The sequence below is a fragment of the Chromobacterium sp. HL1 genome (assembly GCF_057418835.1).
The window spans coordinates 1,906,319-1,922,574 of record NZ_CP162399.1 but is presented as its reverse complement, the minus strand read 5'-3'; the positions used below and the strand labels follow the sequence as shown (position 1 = coordinate 1,922,574).

General features: G+C 63.9%; 18 protein-coding genes. 4 read left to right on the top strand and 14 right to left on the bottom strand.

Features of this window, described 5'->3' with window-relative positions; genetic code table 11:
* Positions 1-5 precede the first annotated feature (5 nt).
* The 14 genes from pdxJ to rpoE form a co-directional block, all read right to left on the bottom strand.
* The gene (pdxJ, locus tag AB1Z25_RS08805; RefSeq protein ID WP_107799399.1) at positions 6-731 is read right to left on the bottom strand and encodes a pyridoxine 5'-phosphate synthase; all 726 of its coding nucleotides are present in this window, start codon (positions 729-731) and stop codon (positions 6-8) included.
* A gap of 22 nt (positions 732-753) precedes the next feature.
* Entirely contained in the window at positions 754-1,482 is a 729-nt protein-coding gene (recO, locus tag AB1Z25_RS08800; protein WP_486637048.1) for a DNA repair protein RecO, read from the bottom strand.
* A complete protein-coding gene (locus AB1Z25_RS08795) occupies positions 1,479-1,802 on the bottom strand; it encodes an antibiotic biosynthesis monooxygenase family protein (protein WP_486637047.1) in 324 nt (107 codons plus the stop codon). Before AB1Z25_RS08795 ends, recO begins: the two co-directional genes overlap by 4 nt.
* 7 nt (positions 1,803-1,809) lie before the next feature.
* The gene (gene era, locus AB1Z25_RS08790) at positions 1,810-2,700 is read right to left on the bottom strand and encodes a GTPase Era (protein ID WP_048410780.1); all 891 of its coding nucleotides are present in this window, start codon (positions 2,698-2,700) and stop codon (positions 1,810-1,812) included.
* Positions 2,697-3,416: a ribonuclease III gene (rnc, locus tag AB1Z25_RS08785; protein ID WP_370445214.1), complete on the bottom strand. Its 720-nt coding sequence runs from the start codon at positions 3,414-3,416 to the stop codon at positions 2,697-2,699. Before rnc ends, era begins: the two co-directional genes overlap by 4 nt.
* Positions 3,413-3,775 carry a DUF4845 domain-containing protein gene (locus AB1Z25_RS08780; RefSeq protein WP_486637046.1) on the bottom strand — a complete coding sequence of 121 codons (363 nt, stop codon included), beginning with the start codon at positions 3,773-3,775 and terminating at the stop codon, positions 3,413-3,415. Before AB1Z25_RS08780 ends, rnc begins: the two co-directional genes overlap by 4 nt.
* A gap of 31 nt (positions 3,776-3,806) precedes the next feature.
* Entirely contained in the window at positions 3,807-4,775 is a 969-nt protein-coding gene (lepB, locus tag AB1Z25_RS08775) for a signal peptidase I (protein WP_199225869.1), read from the bottom strand.
* The gene (lepA, locus tag AB1Z25_RS08770) at positions 4,776-6,569 is read right to left on the bottom strand and encodes a translation elongation factor 4 (RefSeq protein ID WP_107799403.1); all 1,794 of its coding nucleotides are present in this window, start codon (positions 6,567-6,569) and stop codon (positions 4,776-4,778) included. It abuts the gene before it with no gap.
* A 173-nt stretch (positions 6,570-6,742) separates the two neighbouring features.
* Positions 6,743-6,982 carry a glutaredoxin family protein gene (locus tag AB1Z25_RS08765; RefSeq protein ID WP_107799404.1) on the bottom strand — a complete coding sequence of 80 codons (240 nt, stop codon included), beginning with the start codon at positions 6,980-6,982 and terminating at the stop codon, positions 6,743-6,745.
* Positions 6,979-8,397: a DegQ family serine endoprotease gene (locus AB1Z25_RS08760; protein ID WP_486637045.1), complete on the bottom strand. Its 1,419-nt coding sequence runs from the start codon at positions 8,395-8,397 to the stop codon at positions 6,979-6,981. Before AB1Z25_RS08760 ends, AB1Z25_RS08765 begins: the two co-directional genes overlap by 4 nt.
* Positions 8,379-8,630 carry a hypothetical protein gene (locus tag AB1Z25_RS08755; protein WP_486637044.1) on the bottom strand — a complete coding sequence of 84 codons (252 nt, stop codon included), beginning with the start codon at positions 8,628-8,630 and terminating at the stop codon, positions 8,379-8,381. The genes AB1Z25_RS08760 and AB1Z25_RS08755 overlap by 19 nt, the downstream gene beginning before the upstream one ends.
* Positions 8,627-9,586 carry a MucB/RseB C-terminal domain-containing protein gene (locus AB1Z25_RS08750; protein ID WP_107799406.1) on the bottom strand — a complete coding sequence of 320 codons (960 nt, stop codon included), beginning with the start codon at positions 9,584-9,586 and terminating at the stop codon, positions 8,627-8,629. Before AB1Z25_RS08750 ends, AB1Z25_RS08755 begins: the two co-directional genes overlap by 4 nt.
* Positions 9,587-10,111 carry a sigma-E factor negative regulatory protein gene (locus tag AB1Z25_RS08745; protein ID WP_107799407.1) on the bottom strand — a complete coding sequence of 175 codons (525 nt, stop codon included), beginning with the start codon at positions 10,109-10,111 and terminating at the stop codon, positions 9,587-9,589.
* Positions 10,112-10,113: 2 nt separating this feature from the next.
* The gene (gene rpoE, locus AB1Z25_RS08740) at positions 10,114-10,713 is read right to left on the bottom strand and encodes an RNA polymerase sigma factor RpoE (protein WP_043641588.1); all 600 of its coding nucleotides are present in this window, start codon (positions 10,711-10,713) and stop codon (positions 10,114-10,116) included.
* 293 nt (positions 10,714-11,006) lie between these two features.
* On the opposite strand from rpoE, the gene prpB reads away from it, so the two are divergent.
* From prpB to acnD, 4 genes are read left to right on the top strand one after another with little or no spacing between them, the layout of a single operon-like run.
* Positions 11,007-11,894, top strand: a complete 888-nt coding sequence (gene prpB / locus AB1Z25_RS08735) for a methylisocitrate lyase (protein WP_486637043.1) — start codon at positions 11,007-11,009, stop codon at positions 11,892-11,894.
* Entirely contained in the window at positions 11,884-12,210 is a 327-nt protein-coding gene (locus tag AB1Z25_RS08730; protein WP_486637042.1) for a cupin domain-containing protein, read from the top strand. Before prpB ends, AB1Z25_RS08730 begins: the two co-directional genes overlap by 11 nt.
* A gap of 32 nt (positions 12,211-12,242) precedes the next feature.
* On the top strand, positions 12,243-13,391 hold the full coding sequence (gene prpC, locus AB1Z25_RS08725) for a bifunctional 2-methylcitrate synthase/citrate synthase (protein ID WP_253314898.1): 1,149 nt from the start codon (positions 12,243-12,245) through the stop codon (positions 13,389-13,391).
* A gap of 55 nt (positions 13,392-13,446) precedes the next feature.
* Positions 13,447-16,053, top strand: coding sequence for a Fe/S-dependent 2-methylisocitrate dehydratase AcnD (gene acnD, locus AB1Z25_RS08720; RefSeq protein ID WP_486637346.1), 2,607 nt, complete (start codon positions 13,447-13,449; stop codon positions 16,051-16,053).
* Positions 16,054-16,256 lie beyond the last annotated feature (203 nt).

Below are 16,256 nucleotides of genomic sequence, written 5' to 3'. Positions count from 1 at the left end.
CGGAATCAGCCGCGCGCGGCCGCCATCAGCGCCTTCATCTCCTTCACCGCCTCGGCGAAGCCGACGAACAGCGCCTGGGCGACGATGGCGTGGCCGATATTCAGTTCCGCGATCTGCGGAATGGCGGCGATCGGCTGCACATTGTGGTAGTTGAGACCGTGGCCGGCGTTGACCACCATGCCCAGCTCGGCGGCGAAGGCGGCGGCGTCGCGGATGCGCGCCAGCTCGGCGTCGCGCGCCGCGGCGTCATGGGCGTCGGCGTAAGCGCCGGTGTGCAATTCCACCACGCGCGCGCCGGCGTCCCAGGCGCGCTGGATCTGCGCGCGGTCCGGATCGATGAAGATGGACACGCGGATGCCGGCGTCCAGCAGGCTGCGGGTGTAGCGGCTGACATCGGCGAAATGGCCGATGGCGTCCAGGCCGCCCTCGGTGGTGACTTCCTCGCGCTTTTCCGGCACCAGGCACACGTCTTCCGGCTTCACCGCCAGCGCATTGGCCAGCATTTCCTCTGTCATCGCCATTTCCAGGTTGACCCGGGTCTTGACCACTTGGCGCATCGCCACCACGTCGGCGTCCTGAATGTGACGGCGATCCTCGCGCAGATGCAGGGTGATCAGGTCGGCGCCGGCGGTTTCCGCCACCAGCGCGGCCTCCACCGGGCTGGGATAACGGGTGCCGCGCGCCTGGCGCAAGGTGGCGACGTGATCGATGTTTACACCCAACAGAATCATATTCACTCCCGATAGCTTGGCCTCAATCCGACAGCGAATTGACGGCCTGTAACAGTTCGCGCGAAGCCAGCGGCTCCTCGCCCAATAAAGCGGTCAACCATACTCGCATCAGCGCCCGCGCTTCAAGCCGGGTGGCCGCAGCCGCGTAATCGTCGGCCTCTATCGCCAGCAGGCTGGCGCCGCTGAGCCGCAGCCCGCGCTCCAGGCTCTGGCCGGCGTCGCGCTCCGGCGCGGCGTTGCCCTGGCACCAATAATCAAGTCCGGCGTCCACGTCGGCGCCGTCGCCGTCGCGCAGCAGGCTGGGCGCGTAGCCCAACACCTGGATCAGCCGCAATTCGTAGCGGCGCAGCACCGCGGCCAGACCGCCTTGCCGCGCCAGGCCGCGCACCGCCGCGTCGTAAACGGCGAAGGCGCGCGGTTCGGGGTCGTCGCGCGCGGTCAGCTTCATCATCAATTCGTTCAGATAAAAACCGCAGATCAGCGGCAGGCCGGACAACTGCGGCACGCCGCCGTCCCAGTCCGCGCTGTGCAGGGTGCGCAGTTCGCCCTTGCCGAACCAGGACAGGGTCAAGGGCTGGAAAGGCAGCAACAGGCCGCGCAGATCGGCCCGCGGCCGCCGCGCGCCGCGCGCCACCACCGAAAAACGGCCGTGCTCGCGGCTGAGCACCTCCACCAGCAAACTGGTTTCCCGGTAGGGCTGCGCGTGCAGCACATAGGCCGGCTGGCGATCCACCCTGCCCGGCTGGCTCATCCGGCGCCCCCGGCCGCCGGCCACGGGCACACCGCGGCCGCGCTCACATTGAAGGCGAACACCCGATACCAGGCTTCCGGTCCGTAGCGCTGGGCGATCAGGCGCTCCGCGCACTGACGCCAGGCGGCGATGGCCTCGACGCTGTCCCAGTAGGACACCGTGTCCCGTCCCGGCTCTCCGCGCTCCAGGCCCAGGAAACCGGCCTGGCAGGCCGCCAGCCGGGCGATGCGCTCCAGCAAGTCGCGGCTGCCGGGCAAGTCCTGCCCTTGCTGCAGAGAAAAAATCACCGTCCAACAGGACGGCGCCAAATGATAGTGCATGAGGGCTTCAGTCCAGGCCGAATTCCCGCAGGAAGCGGACGTCGTCGGCCCAGCCGGATTTGACCTTGACCCAGACCTGCAGGAAGACCTTGCCGTCGAACAATTTTTCCATGTCCATCCGCGCCTCGGTGGAGATTTTCTTCAGCTTCTCCCCGCCGCGGCCGATGACGATGGGCTTCTGGTTTTCCTTGTCCACCAGCACGCCGATATGGATGCGGCGCAGCTCGCCGTCCATTTCGAACATTTCCACTTCCACGTTCATTTCGTACGGCAGCTCTTCGCCCAGGTAGCGGAACAGCTTCTCGCGCACGATCTCGGCGGCCAGGAAGCGTTCGCTCTTGTCGGTGACCATGTCTTCCGGATACAGCGGCATCGATTCCGGCAGATGCGGACGCACTTGCTCCAGCAGCTCGCTCAGGCGCTGGCCGTGCTTGGCGCTGACCACTTCCACGCCGGCGAAGGCGAATTCCGCCTGCACTTCGGCGATGAAGGCCTGCAGCGCGTCGCGGTCCTTGGCCTTGTCCAGTTTGTTCACCACCAGAATCACCGGGGTGCGCTTGGGCAGCAAGGCCATCACTTCGCGGTCCGCGCCGGTGAAGCGCATCGCCTCCAGCACGAACAGCACGCAATCGACGCTGCCCAGCGAGTCCTTGACGCTCTTGTTCAGGGTTTCGTTGAGCGCGCCCTTGTGAAAGGTCTGGAAACCCGGGGTGTCGACGAAGACGAACTGGGCGTTGTTCTCGGTGTGGATGCCGGTGACGCGGTGACGCGTGGTTTGCGCCTTCTTGGACGTGATGCTGATCTTCTGGCCGATCAGATGGTTCATCAGCGTGGACTTGCCGACGTTGGGACGGCCGACGATGGCGACGAAGCCGCAGTGATATTGGATGTCAGTCATATACGTTTCTTGCTCGCAGCGAGTTTTTGTTCCAGCAGGATCAGCGCCGCTTCGGCGGCCTGCTGTTCGGCGGCGCGGCGGCTGCCGCCTTCGCCGGTGGAGCCTATCGCCAGCTCGCCCAGGTCGCATTCCACGCGGAACCATTGCTCATGGGCTTCGCCGCTTTGCGACAGTATCCGGTATTTGGGCAAGGCCAGCTTGCGCGCCTGCAGCGCTTCTTGCAAACGGGTCTTGGCGTCCTTGGCCTGGCGGCTGGTGTCGATGGAGGACACGCGTTCGGCGTAGAGCCTGCGCACCACTTGCTCGGCGCGCAGAAAATCGGAGTCGAAGCTGACCGCGGCGAAAGTGGCTTCCAGCGCGTCGGCGAGGATGGACGGACGGTTGAAACCGCCGCTTTTCAGCTCGCCCTCGCCCAGGTACAGGTAATCGCCCAGCTTCAGCTCGTGGGCGATCTCGGCCAGGGTGTTCTGGTTGACCAGATTGGCGCGCAGCCGCGACAGCTCGCCCTCGGTCAGCTTGGGAAATTGATCGAACAGCATGCGGGCGACGGTGTAATTGAGGATGCTGTCGCCCACGAATTCGAAACGCTCGTTGTTGCCGGCGCCGTAACTGCGATGCGTCAAGGCTTGACGCAGCAACTCCGGCTTCTGAAATGCGTAATCCAGCGCCTGACTCAGGCGCCGGAATCTATTGTCGGTTGGTATCACTTGGCTTATTGCGGGGGCTGGCCCGCTTGGGTATCGAATTTGAACAGCAGACTGACATTGGAGAACAAGGGCACTTCGCGCTGATAAGCGGCGCGGATGTACACGTAATTGCCGCCGGTCACCACCACCAGGTTTTCACCCTTGATCGAGGCGATGCCGGCCACGCCGGCCCGCTGGTTGAAATCCCGGCGAACGGATAGCTCGCCGACATTGCTTTGAGCGGACAAGGCGGTGATCGCCTGGCGCACCTCGGCGTACTCCGAGTACACCGGCATCACCTTCATGCCCAGCACGAGGACCGCGCCCAGCACGATCATCACCAGCAGTACGGAAAACAGCGACAGGCCCTTCTGACGACTGAAATGCATAATGCGCTCCGAGCTTGCGATCTTGCGTTTATCAGTGAATGGTTTTGCCGATGCGGGACAGGTCGCCAAAGTTCATCCAGATCATGAAGGCCTTGCCCACCATCAGCTTGTCGTTGACGAAGCCCCAGTAGCGGCCGTCCAGGCTGTTGTCGCGGTTGTCGCCCAGCATGAAGTAATGGCCGGCCGGCACCTTGCAGACAAAACCATTGTCATCATAGCGGCAGTTGTCGCGGAACGGGAAGTCCTGCACCTGGCTCAAAGCCACAGTGGGCGAACCGTCGTTGTTCAGCACCGAGTACGTGCGCGACCCCATGGTTTCCTTGTAGCGCTTGGCGTTGATCATCATCAAGCCCTGCTCCAGGTATTCATAGTTGCCGTCATCGGCGTCCGGCAGCGGCTTGCCGTTGACGCTCAGGCGCTTGTCGCGGTACTCGACCACGTCGCCCGGCAGGCCGATGGCGCGCTTGATGTAGTTGACCTTGGGGTTGGGCGGGAAGTTGAACACCACCACGTCGCCGCGCTCCACCTTGTCCACCGGCGCGAACACGGTGTTCAGCACCGGCACGCGCAGGCCGTAGGTGAATTTGTTCACCAGGATGAAATCGCCCACCACCAGGCCCGGACGCATCGAGCTGCTGGGAATCTGGAACGGCTCGGCGATGAAGGAGCGCAGCAGGAACACCACCAGGATCACCGGGAAGAAGCCGCGAGAATAGTCGACGAAATGGCCGGCCGGGGTCTCCGCCGCGCGGCGCTTGGCCAGCACCAGCTTGTCCGCCAGCCATACCGCGCCGGTGATCAGCACGAAGACCAGCATCACCGCGGTGAAGCTCATATAGTTGGACAGCAGACCGAAGCCGCCGATCAGCACCGCCAGGTAGCCCCACTGCACCGCCTGCGGCCAATCCTTGGCGCCCTCTTGCTTCTTGCCGCCAAAAGCGATCAGCATGCCGCCGATCGCCACCGCCACGACAAACACCCAGAACAGATTTCCGCCCACTTATTTGTCCCCTACTTGAAGGATTGCCAGGAATGCTTCCTGCGGAATTTCCACATTGCCCACCTGCTTCATGCGCTTCTTGCCCGCCTTCTGCTTCTCCAGCAGTTTTTTCTTACGGGTGATGTCGCCGCCGTAGCACTTGGCCAACACGTTCTTGCGCAAGGCCTTGACCGTCTCGCGCGCGATGATGTGGCCGCCGATGGCCGCCTGCACCGCGATATCGAACATCTGACGCGGAATCAGTTCGCGCATCTTGGACACCAGTTCGCGGCCGCGGTAGACGCTGGAGGCGCGGTGCACGATCAGCGACAGCGCGTCGACCTTCTCGCCATTGACCAGCACATCCAGCTTGACCAGATCGGCGCTCTGGAATTCCTTGAATTCGTAATCCAGCGAGGCGTAGCCGCGGCTGGTGGACTTCAGCTTGTCGAAGAAGTCCATCACCACTTCGTTCATCGGCAGATCGTAGGTGAGCATCACCTGACGGCCCATGTACTGCATATTGCGCTGTACGCCGCGCTTCTGGTTGCACAGCGTCATCACCGCGCCGACATAGTCTTGCGGCACCAGAATGGTGGAGGTGATGATGGGTTCGCGCAACTCGTCGTACTTGCCGGCATCCGGCATCCGCGACGGGTTGGACACCACTTCCACCACGCCGTCCTTCATCACCACTTCGTAGTTCACCGTGGGCGCGGTGGTGATCAGGTCCATGTCGAACTCGCGCTCCAGGCGCTCCTGCACGATCTCCAGGTGCAGGAGGCCGAGGAAGCCGCAGCGGAAGCCGAAGCCCAGCGCCTGCGACACTTCCGGCTCGTACTTCAGCGAAGCGTCGTTCAGCTGCAGTTTTTCCAGCGCGTCGCGCAGCGCCTCGTAGTCATGGCTTTCCACCGGATACAGGCCGGCGAATACCTGGGACTGCACTTCCTTGAAGCCCGGCAGCGCCTCGGTGGCCGGCTTGGACACCAGGGTGATGGTGTCGCCGACCTTGGCCGATTTCAATTCCTTGATGCCGGCGATGACGAAACCCACCTCGCCCGCGTTCAGATTCGGACGCTGGACGGATTTGGGCGTGAACACGCCCACCTGTTCGCACAGATGCTCGGCGCCGGTGGCCATGAACTTGATCTTGTCCTTGGGCTTCAGCGAACCGTCGATCACGCGCACCAGCATCACCACACCGACGTAGTTGTCGAACCAGGAGTCGACGATCAAAGCCTTCAGAGGGCCGCCCGCATCGCCCTTTGGCGGCGGAACCTTGCTGACCACTTCTTCCAGAATGTCCTCGATGCCGATGCCGGACTTGGCCGAAGCGCGCACCGCGTCCGCCGCCTCGATGCCGATAATGTCTTCGATTTCCTGGCTGACGCGCTCCGGCTCGGCGGCCGGCAGGTCGATCTTGTTCAGCACCGGCACCACTTCCACGCCCAGCTCGATAGCGGTGTAGCAGTTGGCCACGGTCTGCGCTTCCACGCCTTGCGAGGCGTCCACCACCAGCAGCGCGCCTTCGCAGGCGGACAGCGAGCGCGACACTTCATAGGAGAAGTCCACGTGTCCGGGGGTGTCGATCAGGTTCAGGTTATAGACCTGACCGTCGCGCGCCTTGTAGCTCAAGGCCGCGGTCTGCGCCTTGATGGTGATGCCGCGCTCTTTCTCGATGTCCATCGAGTCCAGCACCTGGGCGCTCATTTCGCGCATTTCCAGGCCGCCACAGAATTGAATGAAGCGGTCGGCCAGGGTCGATTTGCCATGGTCGATATGGGCAATGATCGAGAAATTTCGAATGTTTTTCATGATATCCAGCAAAAGATAAGGGCACGCTAGCGTGCCCGGAACTGCCGATGGAAGCCGCGGGCCTGATGAAAGCGGCTCATCATCAGGATTGCGACCTCTAAAGCCGTTAACAGCCCATCCAGCAAGCGGGGGCACCCAAGTGCCCCCGATATAAACTCACACTGGCGCGGATTTTAGCCGATTTCGCCCAAATGTGCAGCCAATGCGGCCTGATCCAGGCGCCAATGGCAGATTTCGGTCTCATCCGCCATCAGAACCGGCACCAGTTCGTTGAAGCGGCGCTCCAGCTCCGGGTCGGCGTCGACATCGACGACGTCCAGCTCAAAGCCGTAGCGTTCGCGCCAAGGCTGCAGCTCGGCCAGCATCTGATGGCACAAGCTGCAGTACTCGCGGAAATACAGCGTCAGCCTCACTTGCCGTCGCCCACCGGCAACGGAATGAACTGGATAGCCCCCTGGCGCAGCACTTGCAGCGCGATCGACGAGCCCTTTTTGGCCGCGGACAGTGCGGATTTCAGTTGCTCGACATTGACCAGCGGTTCGCTGCCGATGCCCACGATCACGTCGCCCGGTTGAATGCCGGCGCGCATCGCCACATTATTGGCGCCGCGCACCAGCAGGCCGTACTTGATGCCGGCGCGCTGCAACTGCGCCGGATTCAGCACCTGCAGCCGCAAGCCGATCTGCGAGAAGCTCTGCTCGGCCGGACGCTCCTGCTGCGAGCCGCGATATTCGCGCTGCGCCAGCCTCGGATTCTGATCCAGCTGCTCCACCGGCACCACCTTGGCAGACACCGCGGCGCGAGCGCGCCACAGGCCTAAGGTCACCGGCTTGCCGGGCGGAATGCTACCAATCAGCCGCTGCAGATCAGAACCGGATTCAACCGGCTTGCCATCCACTTGCTGGATGATGTCGCCGGGTTTGACGCCGGCCTTGGCCGCCGGACCGCCCGGCTCTACCGCTGTGATCAGCGCGCCGGCCGGCTTGGCCAGGCCGAAGGAGGCGGCCAGATCCTGGCTCAACTCCTGGATCACCACGCCGATCTTGCCGCGGCTGACATGGCCCTTGGCCTTCAGCTGAGCCACCACGTCCATCGCCACGTCAATGGGGATGGCGAAGGAAATACCCATGAAACCGCCGGAACGGCTAAAGATCTGGGAGTTGACGCCCACCACTTCGCCCCTGGCGTTGAACAGCGGGCCGCCGGAGTTGCCGGGATTGATCGCGGCGTCGGTCTGAATAAAGGGCACAAGGGTCTCATCCGGCAGCATGCGGTTCTTGCCGGAAACGATGCCGGAAGTGGCGGTGTTCTCGAAACCGAACGGCGAGCCGATGGCCAACACCCCTTCGCCCACTTTCAAGGCATTGGCGTCGCCGCGGCGCACCACCGGCAGCTTGTCCGCTTCAATTTTCAACAACGCCACGTCGGTGCGGGCGTCGGAGCCTATCACCTTGGCCTTGTACTCGCGTTTGTCCGTCAGCTTGACGGTGATTTCATCGGCGCGGGCCACCACGTGCGCATTGGTCAGCACATAGCCGTCGGCGGAAATGATGAAGCCGGAACCCAGCGACGACTCTTGCCGCTCCTGGGCGCGCGGCGGCGCGAAACGACGGAAGAATTCAAAGAAGGGGTCGCCGCTCATGCCCTCGGGCAGATCGTTGCTGACCTCGCGCACCGTGGACTTGGTGCTGATGTTGACGACGGCCTTGCCCTCGTTAGAGACAATCTGGCTGAAGTCCGGCAGTTCCGCGGCCATTGCAGCGGGCACCGCGCCCGCCATAATAGAGGCCGCCAGCATGGCGGAAACAATCAGTTTTTTAACCGGCATGAGCGCTCCATCTTGATATGTTGTGTTTGAGACGCGCCGGCGGAAGCCGGCTGGGGAATTTCAGCGTCGAACCGGCCGCGCGCCAGGCGCCCGGCCGCGGCGTTCGCCGCCGAGAAAAACAGGAAAGCCGGCGTCAAGGCGCCGGCGCCGCCCGGTCCGTTCCGCGCAAGCGCGCCGCCGGAGGCCGGGCCTCCGGACGGGCTTGCAGGAACATCCACGAGCTTGGCCGTCATGGCTTGAGGCTGACTTTCAACCCTTTCAGCAGCCCCATCATCGCCGGCTCGGGCATATCGCCCACCGCGGTCAACTGGTAGCTGCCTTGCGGACCGGTGGCCATATTGATGGCGCCGTGCAGATTGCTGCTGCGTTCCAGCCGCGCGCCTTCCGGCTGCGTCTCGACGAACAGCGACAGCATCACCAAGCCGTCGGAATACACCATGTGGCGCACCGACTTGCCCGCCTGGCCCGGCAGACTGCGCTGCACCGAGCGCAGCAGATGGAAGCCGTTGGGCAGCCCGGACACATCGTTGTCCACTTGCGCGCCGGCCTGCGGCGTCGACGCGCCGCCGGAGCGCAGCAGGAACTTCTGCGCGAACTTGGGCCGATAGGCTCGCTTGTCCTTGGGGCCGTTCAGGTCGATGTCGGTGAAGGTGAACTGCTCCACCGCTTCGCCCTTGGGCGACAAGGTCACCATCTTCAAAGGCAGTGAGGTCAGTGGCTCCACGCACATGCGCAGGCTGTAGCGCTGCCTGTCCTTGGGCCGCAGCTCCAGCAGATTGCAATCGCGCTGAGCCACCCGGTCGCTGCCCACATGCTTGAGCGCATACGACTGGTTGATCTCGCTCATGTCCTCCGGCAGCAAGGCCGGAAACAGGCGCATCGCGCTGATCTTGGCCGCGTTCAAGGCTTTCTTGTCCGGCGCGAAACAGGCCAGCTCATTGCCTTTGCGGACAATTTCGCGGGAAGGCCCGTCCAAGGACGTCCGCTTTTCCCGCATGGCTTCGCCTTGGCCTTCCCTGACGATGTGGAAGGTTTCCAGCGTGCCGTTCATCTGGTGCAGATAGGTGCCGTTCAGCGCCTGCTGGCGTCCGGCAGCCGCCACATTGCGCAGCAGCTGCCAGTCATCCTCTGCATGGGCGGCAGGCGCGGCCGCCACAACCATCAAACTGATCAGAGGAATTACACGCATTTAACGGCGAGCTCCGTTTCCGTAGGATACTTTCATATTGCCTTGTTCGGAGGTCACTTCCTGATGAGCCAGCAGATAGGGGTCGTCGCGCTCGGGCTGGCTGGCTTGCGCCGGCTGGGCCACTTGCACCGGCACGCCCTTGTCCGCCACCAGCGAGGCCGGCTCGCCGCGGTGCGAGAGCTGCTGCCAGCCCACCACGGCGGCGAAGCTCACGCTGGCGGCCAGCGCCACCGCGCCGGCGGTGCGGACGCTAGCGACCAAGGCCACCCCGCCTGCGGCGCGGCCGCGCGCCGGGCGCAACCAGCGCCGCGGCGCAAGCACCGTGGGCTCGTCCGCCAGCCGGCTGGCGACCTGCTCTCGCACATTGAGCGCAACCATGCGGTTGGCGCGCATCGCGTCGCCAATCAAGTGATACTCGCCCCAGGCGGCATCCAGTTGCTTGTCAGATGAAATGGAGGCGATGGCTCTGCCTATGTCAGAGTCGTCCAGTTCGCCATCCATCATCGCGGATATCGTTTCTTTCATACCTACCACCTTCTGTTCTTGGCCGTATCCAGCAAAGGCCTGAGCTCGGCAGCAATCGCCTCGCGCGCCCGGAAAATCCGCGAGCGCACGGTGCCTATCGGGCAATCCATCACCTTGGCGATTTCATCGTAGGATAGACCGTCCATTTCCCTGAGCGAAATTGCGGTTCTTAGTTCCTCCGGCAAAGCCTCCACGGCAGCATTGACCGTTGCCAGAATCTCCTTGTTCATCAGCTCGGTTTCGGGCGTGTTCAGGTCGGGCAGCTGCGACGCCATGTCGAAGCTCTCGCCGTCCTCGTCCTCTATCTCGCTGTTGACCACCGGACGACGTCCGGAGGCGCTAAGGAAATTCTTGGCAGTATTGATGCCGATTCTGTACAGCCATGTGTAAAACGCGCTCTCGCCACGAAACGACGGCAAGGCACGATACGCTTTGACAAACGCCTCTTGCGTCACATCCTCGATGTCTGCGCCGTCGCGGATAAACCGCGACAACAACCTGGCGAGACGTCGCTGATACTTGGCAACAAGCAGATCGAAAGCTCTTTTTTCACCTCGCTGGGCACGCTCCACCAACTGTTGATCGAGATCCCGATCACTCATGTCGTTGTTATGCTCCCTGATTTGCCCACTAGTCGTGTTTGTGGTCGTTGTATGTGGACTGTGACTAGACCACCGCGCTTGCGATGAGTTCCCCCACGCGATTCAGCAGCGAAACATAACAGACCTCGAACAAAACTTGAACATTTGTTTTAACCGTATTGCCAGCGCTCAAACCAGCCCTTACACTCCTACCAAGCACTTGCTTGAATGACATAGAGATAACAATGCAAAGCCAAATAGTTTCCGACTTCACGGCTTTGCCGTTTCTCCGCAACTTTTAGGAATCCAACGCGATGAGCACTCCCGGCCAACGCTTCCGTCTGGCGGTAGCACAAGAACAGCCCTTGCAGGTGGTGGGCGCGGTCAACGCCTACGCCGCCCGGCTGGCCGAGCACTCCGGCTTCAAGGCGCTGTATCTGTCCGGCGGCGGCGTGGCCGCCTGCTCCTGCGGCATTCCGGACCTGGGCATCACCACGCTGGAAGACGTGCTGATCGACGTGCGCCGCATCACCGACGTCACCGAGCTGCCGCTCCTGGTGGACATCGACACCGGCTGGGGCGGCGCCTTCAATATCGCCCGCGCGGTCCGCAGCCTGGAGAAGGCCGGCGCCGCCGCGGTGCATATCGAGGACCAGGTGCAGCAAAAACGCTGCGGCCATCGCCCCAACAAGGCCATCGTCAGCCAGGAGGAAATGGCGGACCGCGTCAAGGCGGCGGTGGACGCGCGCCGCGACGACGGCTTCGTGATCATGGCGCGCACCGACGCGCTGGCGGTGGAGGGCCTGGACGCCGCCATCGCGCGCGCCGTCGCCTGCGTCGAGGCAGGCGCAGACATGATCTTCCCGGAGGCGATGACCGATCTGGCCATGTACCGCCGCTTCGCCGAGGCGGTGAAAGTGCCGGTGCTGGCCAATATCACCGAGTTCGGCGCCACCCCGCTGTTCAATACCCGCGAGCTGGGCGAACACGGCGTCGGCCTGGTGCTCTATCCCTTGTCCGCCTTCCGCGCGATGAGCCAGGCCGCGCTCGACGTCTACGGCGCGATCCGCCGCGACGGCGGCCAACAGGCGGTGCTGGACACCATGCAGACGCGCGCCGATCTGTACAGCCATCTGGACTACCACGCCTACGAACAAAAACTGGACGCGCTGTTCCGCCGGGAAGGCCCTGGTGCTGAATAATCTGTTCGCCGACATCCCGGGCGAGCTGCCGGAAGAGTTGCTGCAGACTTTATTCAGCGGCGCGAAAGGATTCCGCGTCGAGCGCATCGTCTCGCGCGGCCATGCTTCGCCGGAGGGATTCTGGTACGAACAGGACGAAGATGAATGGGTTCTGCTGCTGTCCGGCGCGGCGGAACTGGAATACCAGGACCCGCCCCGGCGTCTCAGGCTGAAACCGGGCGATTGCGTGGCCATCCCCGCGCGTCGCCGGCACCGGGTGGCCTGGACCGAGCCGGAGCGGGACAGCGTCTGGCTGGCCGTTTTCTACGAAAAATAATCATTCCGCAGGTCTGCGATCAGGAGAAAAGCATGAGCGAAACCGTTGTTGGCATCAAACCCAAGAAATCCGTAGCCCTGTCCGGCGTCGCCGCCGGCAATACCGCGCTGTGCACCGTGGGCCGCAGCGGCAACGATCTGCACTACCGCGGCTACGACATCCTCGATCTCGCCGGCCGTTGCGAATTCGAGGAAGTGGCCTATCTGCTGGTTCACGGCAAGCTGCCGAACAAGGCCGAGCTGGTCGGCTACAAGAAAAAGCTGAAATCGCTGCGCGGCCTGCCCGCCGCGGTGAAGGCGGTGCTGGAGGCGCTGCCGGCCAGCGCCCATCCCATGGACGTGATGCGCAGCGGCGTGTCCGCGCTGGGCTGCGCGCTGCCGGAGAAGGACGATCACAACCAGGCCGGCGCGCGCGACATCGCCGACCGGCTGATGGCCAGCCTGGGCTCGATGCTGCTGTACTGGCATCATTTCAGCCACAACGGCAAGCGCATCGAGGTGGAAACCGACGACGACAGCATAGGCGGCCACTTCCTGCACCTGCTGCACGGCGAAAAACCGTCTCAGGAATGGGTGCGCGCGATGCACACCTCGCTCAATCTTTACGCCGAGCATGAATTCAACGCCTCCACCTTCGCCGCCCGCGTCATCGCCGGCACCGGCTCGGACTTGTACAGCGCCGTCACCGGCGCCATCGGCGCCTTGCGCGGCCCCAAGCACGGCGGCGCCAACGAAGTGGCTTTCGACATTCAGCAACGCTATGAAAGCCCGGCCGAAGCCGAGGCCGACATCCGCGAGCGCGTGGAGCGCAAGGAAGTGGTGATCGGCTTCGGCCACCCGGTCTACACCATCTCCGATCCGCGCAACAAGGTGATCAAGGACGTGGCGCGCGAACTGTCCAAGTCCGCCGGCAACAGCAAGATGTTCGACATCGCCGAACGGCTGGAAACCGTGATGTGGGACATCAAGAAGATGTTCCCCAATCTGGACTGGTTTTCCGCGGTCAGTTACCACATGATGGGCGTGCCCACCGCCATGTTCACCCCGCTGTTCGTCATCGCCCGCACCAGCGGCTGGAGCGCGCACGTGATCGAACAGCGCCAGGACGGCAAGATCATCCGCCCCAGCGCCAATTACGTCGGCCCGGAAGACCAGGTCTTCGTGCCGCTGGAACAGCGCTGACCGGACCGGGGGCCGTCGCGCCCCCGCCCCTGATTTTCAAATTGGCCAAGACATGATGAATTCCGCTTACCGCATTCCCCTGCCCGGCACCGGGCTCGACTATTTCGACGCCCGCGCCGCCGTCGACGCCATCCGCCCCGGCGCCTGGGAGCAACTGCCCTACACCGGCCGCGTCCACGCCGAAAACCTGGTGCGTCGCTGCGAACCGGCGCTGCTGGGCGACTGCCTGGAGCAGATCGCCCATCGCAAGCGCGAGCGCGATTTCCCCTGGTTTCCGGCGCGCGTGGTCTGTCACGACATCCTGGGCCAGACCGCCCTGGTGGACCTGGCCGGCCTGCGCGACGCCATCGCCGATCAGGGCGGCGACCCGGCCCAGGTCAATCCGGTGGTGCCGGTGCAGTTGATCGTCGACCATTCGCTGGCGGTGGAATGCGGCGGCTTCGACCCGCAGGCTTTCGAAAAGAACCGCGCGATCGAAGACCGGCGCAACGAAGACCGCTTCCATTTCATCGAGTGGACCAAGAGCGCCTTCGACAATGTCGACGTGATCCCCGCCGGCAACGGCATCATGCACCAGATCAATCTGGAGAAAATGTCGCCGGTGATCCACGCCGACAACGGCGTGGCCTACCCGGACACCTGTGTCGGCACCGACAGCCACACCCCGCACGTGGACGCGCTGGGCGTGATCGCCGTCGGCGTCGGCGGTCTGGAAGCGGAAAACGTGATGCTGGGCCGCGCCTCCTGGATGCGGCTGCCGGACATCGTCGGCGTGGAACTGTCCGGCAAGCCCGGCCCAGGCATCACCGCCACCGACGTGGTGCTGGCGCTGACCGAATTCCTGCGCCAGCAGAAAGTGGTGGGCGCTTATCTGGAGTTCTACGGCCCGGGCGCGGCGGCGCTGACCCTGGGCGACCGCGCCACCATCTCCAATATGGCGCCGGAGTACGGCGCCACCGCGGCCTTGTTCTTCATCGACGAGCAGACCCTCTCCTATCTGAAGCTGACCGGCCGCAGCGATGAGCAGGTCCGGCTGGTGGAAAGCTACGCCAAGACCGCCGGACTGTGGGCCGACACGCTGCAAAACGTCGTGTACGAGCGAGTGCTGCGCTTCGACCTGTCCAGCGTGGGCCGCAACCTGGCCGGCCCGTCCAATCCGCACAAGCGGCTGCCGGTGTCGGCGCTGGCCGAACGCGGCATCGCCGTCAATCTGGCGCAGGCGCGCGCGGAGGAGGCCCAAGGCCTGATGCCGGACGGCGCGGTGATCATCGCCGCCATCACCAGCTGCACCAATACCTCCAACCCGCGCAATGTGATCGCCGCCGGCCTGCTGGCGCGCAACGCCAACCGGCTGGGCCTCGCCCGCAAACCCTGGGTGAAGTCCTCGCTGGCGCCAGGCTCCAAGGCGGTTGAGCTTTATTTGAAGGAGGCCGGCCTGCTGTCCGAGCTGGAACAGCTGGGTTTCGGCATCGTCGCCTTCGCCTGCACCACCTGCAACGGCATGTCCGGCGCGCTGGAGCCCAAGATCCAGCAGGAGATCGTGGAGCGCGATCTGTACGCGACGGCGGTGCTGTCCGGCAACCGCAACTTCGACGGCCGCATCCACCCCTACGCCAAACAGGCCTTCCTGGCCTCGCCGCCGCTGGTGATCGCCTACGCCATCGCCGGCACCATGCGCTTCGACATCGAAAAAGACGTGTTGGGCGTCGCCGACGGCAAGGAGATCCGGCTCAAGGACATCTGGCCGGACGACGCGGAGATAGACGCGGTGCTGCGCCAGGCGGTCAAGCCCGAACATTTCCGCCAGGTCTACGAGCCGATGTTCGCCATCCGGCGCGACGGCGCCGCCAAGGCCAGCCCGCTGTACGCCTGGCGGCCGCAGTCCACCTATATCCGCCGCCCGCCGTACTGGGAGGGCGCGCTGGCCGGCGAGCGCACGCTGCGCGGCATGCGTCCGCTGGCCCTGCTGCCGGACAATATCACCACCGACCACCTGTCGCCTTCCAACGCCATTCTGCTGGACTCGGCGGCCGGCGAATACCTGGCGAAAATGGGCCTGCCGGAGGAGGACTTCAACTCCTACGCCACCCACCGCGGCGATCACCTGACCGCGCAGCGCGCCACCTTCGCCAACCCCAAGCTGTTCAATGAAATGGTGTTGAACGAAGACGGCTCGGTACGCCAGGGCTCGCTGGCGCGCGTGGAGCCGGAAGGCGAGACGATGCGGATGTGGGAGGCGATCGAAACCTATATGCGGCGCAAGCAGCCGCTGATCATCATCGCCGGCGCCGACTACGGCCAGGGCAGTTCGCGCGACTGGGCGGCCAAGGGCGTGCGCCTGGCCGGCGTCGAGGCCATCGTCGCCGAAGGCTTCGAGCGCATCCACCGCACCAATCTGATCGGCATGGGCGTGCTGCCGCTGGAGTTCAAACCCGGCGTCAATCGCAAGACGCTGGCGCTGGACGGCAGCGAGACTTACGACGTGATCGGCCAGCGCCAGCCTCGCGCCGAGCTGACGCTGCTGATCCACCGCAAGGACGGCCGCACGGAGCAAGCGCCGGTGACCTGTAGGCTGGACACCGCGGAAGAAGTGTCCATCTACGAGGCCGGCGGCGTGCTGCAGCGTTTCGCACAGGACTTTTTGGAGGGGGCGGGAGGCTGAACCCCTCTCCCCCGGCCCCTCTCCCTCAAGGGGAGAGGGGAGATACCACAAGACGGTTTTACTATCGGTATTTGTAGGGATGTCGCCGTTTAATGTAAGGCGCAAACACTTCAATCCTCTCTTGCAGGAGAGAAAAACGCCACGAAATCGCTTTGCCGCCTGCAGTTGAGATGACAGCTTAGTTGCGGCAGAAATAGCGGCAG